Source organism: Polaromonas sp. P1_G2 (assembly GCF_056405515.1).
The window spans coordinates 1-10,391 of the sequence record NZ_JBFUBY010000261.1 but is presented as its reverse complement, the minus strand read 5'-3'; the positions used below and the strand labels follow the sequence as shown (position 1 = coordinate 10,391).

General features: G+C 66.3%; 7 protein-coding genes and 2 pseudogenes. 3 read left to right on the top strand and 6 right to left on the bottom strand.

Features of this window, described 5'->3' with window-relative positions; translation table 11 throughout:
* The 4 genes and pseudogenes from AC1D0P_RS20705 to AC1D0P_RS20690 form a co-directional block, all read right to left on the bottom strand.
* Positions 1 to 1,031 (bottom strand): efflux transporter outer membrane subunit (locus tag AC1D0P_RS20705; protein ID WP_477678466.1); only part of this gene is annotated, 1,031 nt, incomplete at its 3' end.
* A 28-nt stretch (positions 1,032 to 1,059) separates the two neighbouring features.
* A pseudogene (locus AC1D0P_RS20700) lies at positions 1,060 to 4,095 on the bottom strand (efflux RND transporter permease subunit); the annotation flags it as partial.
* A gap of 36 nt (positions 4,096 to 4,131) precedes the next feature.
* Positions 4,132 to 5,246 (bottom strand): annotated as a pseudogene (locus tag AC1D0P_RS20695) (efflux RND transporter periplasmic adaptor subunit).
* Positions 5,247 to 5,493: 247 nt separating this feature from the next.
* Positions 5,494 to 6,366, bottom strand: coding sequence for an alpha/beta hydrolase (locus AC1D0P_RS20690; protein ID WP_477678465.1), 873 nt, complete (start codon positions 6,364 to 6,366; stop codon positions 5,494 to 5,496).
* Positions 6,367 to 6,848: 482 nt separating this feature from the next.
* Here AC1D0P_RS20690 and AC1D0P_RS20685 point away from each other — a divergent pair, with 482 nt between their 5' ends.
* Together AC1D0P_RS20685 and AC1D0P_RS20680 are read left to right on the top strand one after the other, a co-directional pair.
* Complete coding sequence (locus AC1D0P_RS20685) at positions 6,849 to 7,820, top strand: LysR family transcriptional regulator (RefSeq protein ID WP_477678464.1); 972 nt, start codon at positions 6,849 to 6,851, stop codon at positions 7,818 to 7,820.
* Positions 7,821 to 7,941: 121 nt separating this feature from the next.
* The gene (locus AC1D0P_RS20680) at positions 7,942 to 8,151 is read left to right on the top strand and encodes a hypothetical protein (protein ID WP_477678463.1); all 210 of its coding nucleotides are present in this window, start codon (positions 7,942 to 7,944) and stop codon (positions 8,149 to 8,151) included.
* On the opposite strand, the gene AC1D0P_RS20675 is transcribed toward AC1D0P_RS20680, so the two are convergent.
* Entirely contained in the window at positions 8,148 to 9,083 is a 936-nt protein-coding gene (locus tag AC1D0P_RS20675; protein ID WP_477678462.1) for a DUF808 domain-containing protein, read from the bottom strand. The genes AC1D0P_RS20680 and AC1D0P_RS20675 overlap by 4 nt on opposite strands.
* A 175-nt stretch (positions 9,084 to 9,258) precedes the next feature.
* Complete coding sequence (locus tag AC1D0P_RS20670) at positions 9,259 to 9,594, bottom strand: ElaB/YgaM/YqjD family protein (RefSeq protein ID WP_477678461.1); 336 nt, start codon at positions 9,592 to 9,594, stop codon at positions 9,259 to 9,261.
* 313 nt (positions 9,595 to 9,907) lie between these two features.
* On the opposite strand from AC1D0P_RS20670, the gene AC1D0P_RS20665 reads away from it, so the two are divergent.
* Positions 9,908 to 10,087 carry a hypothetical protein gene (locus tag AC1D0P_RS20665; protein ID WP_436153823.1) on the top strand — a complete coding sequence of 60 codons (180 nt, stop codon included), beginning with the start codon at positions 9,908 to 9,910 and terminating at the stop codon, positions 10,085 to 10,087.
* Positions 10,088 to 10,391: the final 304 nt, after the last annotated feature.

Below are 10,391 nucleotides of genomic sequence, written 5' to 3'. Positions count from 1 at the left end.
CCCCAGGCCTGGCTCGAGACCTTGAACAGGTCCTTGATCTCGGGCGCGGCATAACCGCCGTTGGCCGTCAGCGAGAAGGTCGGGAACCAGGCGGCCTTGGCCACACCCACGCGGGCCTGCGCGGCCTGCATGCTGCTCTGCGCGGCCGAGACGTCGGGGCGGCGTTCCAGCACCGTGCTGGGCACGCCGGCCGGGATGACGGGCAGTGCGGTCGACCACTCGGCCGGCGCGACGGCAAAATTCGAAGCCACCTCGCCGACCAGCACGGCCAGCGCATGTTCCAGCGCGGCGCGGCGCTGGTCCAGCGCCAGCGCGTCGGATTCGGTCGAGGCAACCTCGGCGCGCACGCGGGCGACGTCGAGCTCGGCCACGTCGCCCTCGCGGAAGCGCACTTCCGTCAGGCGCAGCGTGTTGCCGTACGCCTTCAGGGTGTCGCGCACCAGCGTGCGCTCGGTGTCCAGCGCGCGCAGGTTGAGGTAGGCCTGCGCCACGTCGGCCTGCACCAGCAACTGGGTGCTGCGCAGCAGGGCTTCGCGTGACTGGGCGTCGAGCGAGGCGGCATCCGAGTTCAGCGAGAGCTTGCCGATCAGGTCGACTTCATACGAAAAATTCGCGGCGGCCGTGACCGTGGTCTGCGCCACGCGGTTGGTCGTGATATTGCTCTGGCGCACGGCGCCGCCGCTCAGGCCGACCTGCGGCAGGCGGTCGGCATCGGTATTGCGCAGGATGGCGCGCGCCTGGGCCAGCCGGCCCGCTGCCACCTTGACGCTGTTGTTGTTGGTGGCCGCCCGCTCGACCAGCTGGTCGAGCACCGGGTCGGAAAATACCTTCCACCAGGCGCCCTGCGATTGCGGGGCGGTGGTGGTTGTGGCGCTTGCGGTGCTTGCCGTGGCGGCATTCTCTTTATAGGCCGCGGGTGCGGCGGGAATGCTGGCGGGGTCAACCGACGCGCTGGTGGCGCAGCCGGCCAGCACCAGGGCAGCCAGCAGAGGCAGCAGCGCGGTGCGCAGTTTTGACGATGTGTGGTTCATGATGAACTCCTTGACGTGATGCTTGTTGTTATTCGTGAAGCTTGACGGGTGCCGCCGGCTGCGCATGCGTACCCGCGCCGCCGCTGCCCGCGAAGGCCTCGATATGCGGCACTTCGCCGTGCAGCTTGAGCGGGCGGTTGCCCGTGAGGCGGCGCAGGGTGACGTAGAACACCGGCGTGAGGAACAGGCCGAAAGCCGTCACGCCAATCATTCCCGAGAACACCGCCACACCCATGGCATGGCGCATTTCGGCGCCGGCGCCGGTCGACAGCACCAGGGGCAGCACGCCCATGATGAAGGCCAGCGAGGTCATCAGGATSGGGCGCAGGCGSAGSCGGCTSGCTTCGATCGCSGCCTGSASCGGSGTGCGSCCGGCAAACTCGAGCTCGCGCGCGAACTCCACGATCAGGATGGCGTTCTTCGCCGACAACCCCACCAGGACGATCAAGCCGATCTGCGTGAAGATGTTGTTGTCGCCGCCGGTAAGTTTCACGCCCAGCATGGCGGCCAACAGGCCCATGGGCACGATCAGCACGATGGCGATCGGCAGGGTCAGGCTTTCATACTGCGCGGCCAGCACSAGGAAGACSAGCAGCAGCGCCAGCGGGAACACCCACATGGCCGAGTTGCCGGCAATGATTTCCTGGTAAGTCAGGTCCGTCCACTCATAGCTGATGCCGGGCGGCAGGGTTTCGGCCGCGATGCGGGCGACCGCGTCCTGCGCCTGGCCCGACGAATAGCCGGGCGCTGCGCCGCCGTTGATGTCGGCGGASAGGAAGCCGTTGTAACGCATGGCGCGTTCCGGGCCGAAGCTGGGCGTGACCTTCATCAGCGCCGACAGCGGCACCATCTCGCCGGTGGCCGAACGCACCTTGAGCAGGCCGACATCCTCGGCGCGTGCGCGATAAGGCGCGTCGGCCTGGACCCGCACCGAGTAGGTGCGGCCGAACTTGTTGAAGTCGTTGGCGTACAGGCTGCCCAGGTAGATCTGCATGGTGTCGAACACGTCGGTTACCGGCACGCCGAGCTGGCGCGCCTTGGTACGGTCGATGTCGGCATACAGCTGCGGCACGTTGACCTGGAAGCTCGAGAACAGCCCCGCCAGTTCAGGCGTCTGGTAGGCCTTGGCCATGAAGGCCTTGGTGGCGGCGTCGAGCGCGGCATAACCCAGCGAGCCGCGGTCTTCCAGCTGTAGCTTGAAGCCGCCGGTGGTGCCCAGGCCCTGCACGGGCGGCGGCGGGAACATCGCGATAAAGGCTTCCTGGATGCCGCCGAATTTTCCGTTCAGCTGGCCGGCGATGGCACCCGCGCTCAGGTCCGCGCTCCTGCGCTGGTCGAAGGGCTTGAGCGACAGAAACACGATGCCCGAGTTGGAGCTGTTGGTGAAACCATTGATCGACAGGCCCGGGAAGGCAATCGCGTGTTCCACGCCGGGTTGCTTCATGGCGATGTCGCTGATCTTGCGGATCACGTCTTCGGTGCGGTCCAGCGTGGCGCCGTCCGGCAGCTGCGCGAAACCGATCAGGTACTGCTTGTCCTGGCCGGGCACGAAGCCACTGGGCACAGCCTTGAACAGGCCCGTAGTGGCCAGCACCAGCACCAGGTAGACGCCCAGCATCACGGCCTTGCGCGAGATCGCGCCCTTGACGCCGCGGCTGTAGTTCTCGGAGCCGCGGCTGAAAGCCTTGTTGAAGGCGCCGAAGAAGCGGCCGAAGATTTTGTCCATGCCGCGGGTCAGCGCGTCCTTGGGTGCATCGTGGCCCTTGAGCAGCAGGGCAGCCAGCGCGGGCGACAGCGTCAGCGAGTTGATCGCCGAGATCACGGTCGAGATGGCGATGGTCAGCGCGAACTGCTTGTAGAACTGGCCCGACAGGCCGGTGATGAAGGCCAGCGGCACGAACACGGCGATCAGCACCAGGGCGATCGCGATGATGGGCCCGGACACCTCGCGCATGGCGCGGTAGGTGGCGTCGCGCGGACTCAGGCCCGCCTCGATGTTGCGCTCGACGTTCTCCACCACCACGATGGCGTCGTCGACCACGATGCCGATGGCCAGCACCAGCCCGAACAGGCTGAGCGCGTTGATCGAAAAGCCGAAGAGGTGCATCACCGCGAAAGTGCCGATGACGGAAATGGGCACGGCCAGCAGCGGGATGACCGAAGCGCGCCAGGTCTGCAGGAAGATGATCACGACCAGCACCACCAGGGCCACGGCCTCGAGCAGCGTGTGCACCACGGCCTCGATGGACGAGCGCACGAACTGCGTGGTGTCGTAGACGATCTCGTAGTCCACGCCTTCGGGCATGCTCTTCTTGAGCTCTTTCATCACGGCCTGCACGTCATCCGAAATCTGGATGGCGTTGGAGCCCGGCGCGGCGAACACCGGCACCGCCACGGCCTGCTTGTTGTCCAGCAGCGAGCGCAACGCGTAGTCCGATGCGCCCAGTTCCAGGCGCGAGATGTCGCGCAGGCGCGTCACGGCGCCGCCCCTGTCGGTCTTGACGATGATGTCGCCAAACTCTTCCTCGCTCTGCAGGCGGCCTTGGGCGTTGATGGACAACTGCATGTCCACGCCGGGCAAGCCGGGCGAAGCGCCCACCACGCCGGCGGCGGCCTGGATGTTCTGCTCGCGGATGGCCCGCACCACGTCGCCGGCGGACAAGCCGCGCTCAGCCACTTTCTGCGGATCCAGCCAGACGCGCATCGAGTAGTCGCCCGAACCGAAGAGCTGCACCTGACCCACGCCGTTGATGCGCGCCAGGCGGTCCTTGACATTGAGCACCGCGTAGTTGCGCAGGTAGGTCATGTCGTAGCGATCGTTGGGCGAGAGCAAATGCACCACCATGGTGAGGTCGGGCGAGCTCTTGATGGTGGTGATGCCCAGGCGGCGCACTTCCTCGGGCAGGCGCGGCTCGGCYTGMGMGACGCGGTTCTGCACCAGCTGCTGSGCCTKGTCGGGRTCGGTGCCSAGCTTGAAGGTCACGTTGAGCGTCATCAGGCCATCGGTGGTGGCCTGGCTGCTCATGTAGAGCATGCCGTCGACGCCGTTGATGGCTTCCTCGATTCATGGCGATTCTTCTTGTTCAGGTGAAGGGGCGGCTCAGGACTTGGCCGCGACCTTCACGGCTTTTTCGGTGAGTTCGGCCTTGGCGGACATTTCCACCGCTTGCGGCGCGACCAGCGCGCCGGGGCGTATGCGCTGCAGGCCGTTGACGACGATGCGTTCGTTGGCGGCCAGGCCGCCCTTGACCACGCGCAGGCCGTTGACGGAGGCGCCCAGCGTGACTTCGCGGTAGACCGCCTTGTTGTCGGCGCCCACCACCRGCACGAACTTCTTGTTCTGGTCGGTGCCGACGGCGCGTTCGTTGATCAGCAGCGCCGTGCCCTTGGTGGCCTGGCCCATGCGGATGCGCGCGAACTGGCCGGGCATCAGCTGGCCGTCCTTGTTGTCGAACACGGCGCGGGCGCGCACGGTGCCGCTGCGTGCATCGACCTGGTTTTCAGGGCCTTGGCCACGACCTGCTCGTCAGCATCGAAGCTCGCGTAGATGGGGCTCACCGACACCAGCGTGGTCAGCACCGGCGCGCCGGGGCCGGCGGCAACCAGGTTGCCCACCGTCACTTCGAGCTTGCCGACGCGGCCGGAGACCGGCGCGCGCACCTGGGTGTAGCCCAGGCTCAACTGGGCCGTCTGCAGGGCCGCATGCGCTGCGCGCAGGTTGGCGTCGGCTTCGCCCTTGCCGTTGGTGCGCTCGTCGAACTCACGCTTGGAGATGGCCTGCTCGCTCCACAGGCGCTGCGAGCGCTCCTGCTCGCCCTTGGCCTGGGTGACCCGGGCCTGGGCGGCCGCGACCTGCGCATCGGCGCGTTCCACGTCGGCGGCGTACGGCGCCGGGTCTATGGTCAGCAGCAGGTCGCCCTTCTTCACGAGCGCGCCTTCACGAAAGTGCACGGACTGGATGGTGCCGGCCACGCGCGAGCGGATGTCCACGCGTTCGACCGCTTCCAGCCGGCCCGAGAACTCGTCCCAGGCGGACACGTCGCTCTGCACGACGGTGGCCACCGACACGGGTGTGGCCTGAGGCTGGGCGGGACCGGATTGGGCGCTGGTGCTGGAGACGCCGAACACGGCGGCGGCGATGCCGGTCACGGCGAGCACGGCGAGGGCCACGGCCAGCAGGCGGCGTTTGGGGGTATGCAGTTGTATGGATGGCATGTCAATTCTCTCGATGATTGGATTTATGAAACTGATGAACTAATGAACTGAAAACGGATGAGGTGAAGGAAGCAAATCGGCGACTGTAGAACCTCAACCTAAGTTGAGGTCAAGCGCGCGGCACGCAAACACGGTGCGCCGCAGGGGCTATCAACCCGCCGCTGCTTTGCCGCGCGGCGCTTGTCGGTATCCGGATGAATCAGTGGCATGGTGAACTCCCTCAAAGAAAAAATTGAACGTCTAAAACTCAGGACACCGCGCTGTGCGCGGCGGTCCGCGCATCCAGCGCAGTGGCGAAGAAACGGCCGAAGCGCTCATGGATCAACGGCGCCCAGGCTTCCTGATGGTTCGCCGGCTCCAGGTAGCTGCAGGGCCAGCCGGTGGGAACGGGCAGCACCGTGTCGATCGCGACCAGGCCGGCGGCGCGCAGGCGCGCGGCATAGGCCAGCGTCTCGTCACGCAGCGGGTCGTCTTGCGCCGTGATCAGCAGCGTGGGCGGCAGGCCGGCCAGGCGAAAGGCCGAGCCGGGCGCGGCGTAAGGATGGCTGGCGTCTTCCAGGCGCGGCAGGTAGTTGTGCCAGCCGTCGGCCCAGGTGCAGCCCACCGGGCCGGCTTCGGCGTCGCGCAGCGAAGCCGTCGCCAGGCAAGGGTCCAGCATGGGCGACAACAGGATTTGCCCGGCCAAGGCCGGCTCCTGCAGGTCGCGCGCCATCAGCGCCACGGCTGCGGCGATGTTGCCGCCGGCTTCCTCGCCGGCCACAAACACCGGCGCACCCGCGCCGGCCAGCTTGTGGCGGGCCTTGAAAGCCCACTCCAGGGCGGCGTAGCCCATTTCCACGGCGCTTGGGAACGGGTGCTCCGGCGCCAGCGGATAGTCCAGCGACATCACCACCGCGCCGGCGTCGGCCAGCAGCCCGGCAACGCAGGAGCCGCCTTCCAGCGAGCCGCCCACAAAGGCGCCCGCATGAAAGTGCACGACCAGCGGCGACACGCCCGTGCCGCTGCGGCGGCCGTAGAAACGCACATCCAGCGGCTTTTTCAGCGCCAGCTGGATCTGCTTCTCGACCCACGGGGGGCTGGTTTTGTCGGCGCCTGTGAGGGCGGGCTGCTGGCTTTTCATCGTCGTGACCGCGTAGGGCCTCCGGTTTGTTGCAATGCAGCAGAAGATACGCGCGGGGCATCACTTAATAAATAGCCATTCCGTTTATTCTTTATTTCACCAATGCAACAATCGGGGGGATGGTCAAGCCGCTCACACCCCGGTACCGGGCAAATTGCCACGCAAGCCCCTGCCTGCCTCATTGCCTGCTTTTGTGCATAAGGGCGCGAAGTGTGGGCCTTGCCCCCAGGGCAAGGTCAAAGAAGCAAGGGAAAACCCGGACACCGCCAAGGGCTATTTGGGGCCGTCCGCAGGAAGCCGCCATGATGGTCACAATCGCCCCTCGCAGCCCCCACATAAGCCGCCGTTCGCGGATCTCCCCGACTTTCCCCAGGACCCCAGCGGCCACCCGCCGCCGGGGAACGAGGCAGCAGGCCCACCCGCCCGCGGCGCCTCAAGTGCATTGACAGCCCCTTACCAGGACCACAGGACAGGACTTTCTCATGGACAAGTTTTCCGCAATGCAGGCTTTTGTTCGGGTCGTGGAAGCCGGCACCTTCACCAAGGCCGCCGATTCCATGGGCATGCCCAAGCCGACCGTGACGCGGCTGATCCAGACGCTGGAGCAGTCGCTGGACACCAAGCTGCTCAACCGCACCACGCGCAAGGTCACGGTCACGGCCGATGGCGCGGCCTATTACGAACGCGCCGGCCGCCTGCTGGGCGAAATGGAAGAACTCGAGTCGAGCATGTCGCGCGCCAAGGCCAGCCCGCGCGGCCGGCTCAAGGTCGACATTCCTTCTTCCCTGGGCATGGCGGTGGTGATCCCGGCCCTGCCGGATTTTTATGCGCGCTATCCCGACATCCAGCTGGAGCTGGGCGTCAGCGACCGGCCCATCGACATCCTGGCCGAGAACGTGGACTGCGTGATCCGCGGCGGCGAGATCACCGACCAGTCGTTGGTGGCGCGCCGCATCGGCGAGTTTTATTTGATGTCCTGCGCGTCGCCGGCCTACCTCAAACGCCACGGCGTGCCCCAGCATCCGCAGGAACTGGCGCACGGACACAGGCTGATCCGCTATGTGTCACCGCGCGACGGCAAGCTCTACAGCGTCACGCTGCACAAGGACGGGCAGGCGGTGGAGGTCGAGGGCCATCACCAGCTCTCGGTCAACGACTCGAATGCCGGCGTGGCGGCGGCGCTGGCCGGCCTGGGCGTGCTGCAGACCTTGACCTTCCTGGTCCAGCACCACATCAGCAGCGGCGCGCTGGAGCCGCTGTTCAACGGCTGGTGCTCCGAGGCCAAGCCCATCCACGTGGTCTACCCGCCGAACCGCCACCTGAGCAACAAGGTGCGTGTCTTTGTCGACTGGATCGCGGAGCTGTTCGCCAAGCACGACCTGATCCAGCGCAAGAGCACGCTGCCGGGACGCATCACGCGCGCGAAGCCCGCTGCCGAAGCGCTCGCCGAGTAACAGCGTCCCCGGCATCTCCTACAGGCGGCGTCACTGACAGCCTACAGGGCGCGCGGCGCGAGAGCGTTAAGGTCGGGATCTGCCTGATGCCGTCCTTCATCCTGTTTGCGAAAGAGCCTCCATGCCAAGATTGAAAGCACCCGCGCCCGACGCCGAAAGCCGCAGGGCACTGGAGCAGCGGGCCAGGGAGGCCGCCCTGCCCGCCCCGCCTCAGCAAAAGGGGCGCTGGCCGTTTCCCGTGCCGGACGACCAGCCCGCCGGGGAAGCCCGGGAGCACAAGGATGAATCACCGGAAAAACCGGCCCGCCCGGGCAAGTCGGACGCTTCTTAAGCGCGCGGCCGTAGCCGCATGGCCAGGCTGACCAGCAGCAGCACCAGCGCGCCCGCCACCAGGCCCACCACCGCATCCATCAACAGCGGCGTGAGCGCGGCCAGGAAAGCGCCCGCACCGGCCGCCACCTGCTGCGTGAGCGATTCAATGAAGTGGTGCAGGGGCGCGAAACCGTGCGTGAGTATGCCCCCGCCCACCAGGAACATCGCGGCCGTGCCGGCCACCGACAGCCCCTTCATAAGCCAGGGCGCGGCCCACAAAATAGCCTGCCCCGTGCTTCGCTGAAGGCGCGGCCAGGCGCCCTCGCCCACGCGCTGGTTCAGGTAAAGCCCGCCGTCGTCGAGCTTGACGATGCCCGCCACCAGGCCGTACACCCCCACCGTCATGAGCAGCGCGATGCCGCAAAGCACCGCGACCTGCGTGATGAAGGGGCTGGCCTGCACCGTCCCCAGCGTGATCGCGATGATCTCGGCCGAGAGAATGAAATCGGTGCGCACCGCGCCCTTGATCTTGTCTTTTTCCAGCGCCACCAGGTCCACCGCGGGATTGGACAGTGCGGCCGTCAGCGCCTCGTGTTCGGCGGCCTGTTCGTGCGCGCTGTGCATGAATTTGTGCGCGAGTTTTTCAAAACCCTCGTAGCAGAGAAAGGCGCCGCCCACCATCAGCAGCGGCGTCACCGCCCAGGGTACGAAAGCGCTGATGGCCAGCGCCGCCGGCACCAGAATGGCCTTGTTGATGAAAGAGCCCCGGGCCACGGCCCAGACCACCGGCAGTTCGCGGTCGGCCTTGACGCCCGAGACCTGCTGGGCATTGAGCGCCAGGTCGTCGCCCAGCACGCCGGCGGTCTTTTTGGCGGCGACTTTGGAAAGCAGCGCCACGTCATCCAGCACGGTGGCGATGTCGTCAATCAGTGCGAGCAGGCTGCTGGCCATGGGTATTCTTTTTCGTCAGGGCCGCGGCGATGAGCCGCAGCGGGGTGGAACAGGCATCCGGCGCATGGCGTTGTACTTGTGGCGCAACCAGGAAGAGCCGCCTACTGTACCCAAATTCCGTGGCACCAAAAAGAAAAGCCGCCCCAGGGGCGGCTTGGCGGGAAGGCGCGCAAACTCAGCGCGCGGTCAACCGCCCCAGGATAAAACCAATGGCCAGAGCCGCGCCCACGGCTTCAAGCGGCCTTTCCTGCACCCAGGATTTCGAAACTTCCAATGCATGGGCCGGCGCTTCGCCGATGCGGCGCGTCTGGTCAGCAAAGCGGTCGGCTACGCTGCTGGCGGTGCCCGCGAGCTTGTCGACACCTTGGTGCGCCGCCGAGGAAGCACGGTCCACCGCGCTGCGCGCCGGGTCGGCCACCTTGTCGATGCCGCTGTGGAGTGCCGCGCCGGCGGACTCGACGCCGCGCTGGATGGGATTGCCGTTGGCGGAGGATGCTGTGGTTTTGTCCATGATGCTTCTTTCAAAAAAATTCCACACAATAGGCAGAAGGCGCAAGAGAGAACCAAGAGAGAACCGCTTGATTGATAGGCCATGCACTCGGGCCATCGCCGTGTCTTTCGACTGTAGGCAGGCGCGCGGCAACAAGTTGTGCGCCGGAAGACAGGCCGGGTGTAGGACAACAGAGTGTTACAGCAGTGCACGGCTTGTCGGCCTGCACTGACAGTGAAACAGCCGCTTGGCTTGGCGGGCCGCGCGGCCCGGTCACGCATCATCGCCCCAAGCGTCTAGAGGCGTCGCCCAACCAGAGCCAAAGGAGAAGATCATGCCCACAAGGATAGCCAGACCCGCATTGAGAACCGGCTCGGCCAATAACGGCCAGCCGCGCCACGGCCCGCCTGAAGAGGCGCCGGACGATGACGATGCGCTGGAGTTGCCGGTGGAGCCTGATGAGGGGACGCCCCTCATCCCGGACGACGAACGGGTAGTGAATGTTCCTTCTTGAGGCCGGGTCTTGGGGCCGGGTCTTGCGCCGGCTTGCGCGCCTGTGCCCTCCTCTAAGACCTGCTGGCCGGGGTCGCCCGGCATGCGACTCACTTTCTTTTGCTTCGCCAAAAGAAAGTAAGCAAAGAAAAGGCGACCCTGGTTGCTGCGTCCCTCCGCTTCGCTACGGGCAACCTGCGGTGCTCGACTACGGCGGGGTCTCGCTAAACTCGCTACGCTGCGCTTCGCTTGTATGTTTAGGGTGCTGGGGTGGAGAGTCACGCTTCGCAATCGGCCGTTAGCGCGGACCGACCGTTTGAGACTTC

What these genes read in the sequence shown, in the direction of transcription:
- AC1D0P_RS20690 (WP_477678465.1), bottom strand. Translation starts at nt 6,366, where the DNA reads ATGAAAAGCCAGCAGCCCGCCCTCACAGGCGCCGACAAAACCAGCCCC.
- AC1D0P_RS20685 (WP_477678464.1), top strand. Translation starts at nt 6,849, where the DNA reads ATGGACAAGTTTTCCGCAATGCAGGCTTTTGTTCGGGTCGTGGAAGCC.
- AC1D0P_RS20680 (WP_477678463.1), top strand. Translation starts at nt 7,942, where the DNA reads ATGCCAAGATTGAAAGCACCCGCGCCCGACGCCGAAAGCCGCAGGGCA.
- AC1D0P_RS20675 (WP_477678462.1), bottom strand. Translation starts at nt 9,083, where the DNA reads ATGGCCAGCAGCCTGCTCGCACTGATTGACGACATCGCCACCGTGCTG.
- AC1D0P_RS20670 (WP_477678461.1), bottom strand. Translation starts at nt 9,594, where the DNA reads ATGGACAAAACCACAGCATCCTCCGCCAACGGCAATCCCATCCAGCGC.
- AC1D0P_RS20665 (WP_436153823.1), top strand. Translation starts at nt 9,908, where the DNA reads ATGCCCACAAGGATAGCCAGACCCGCATTGAGAACCGGCTCGGCCAAT.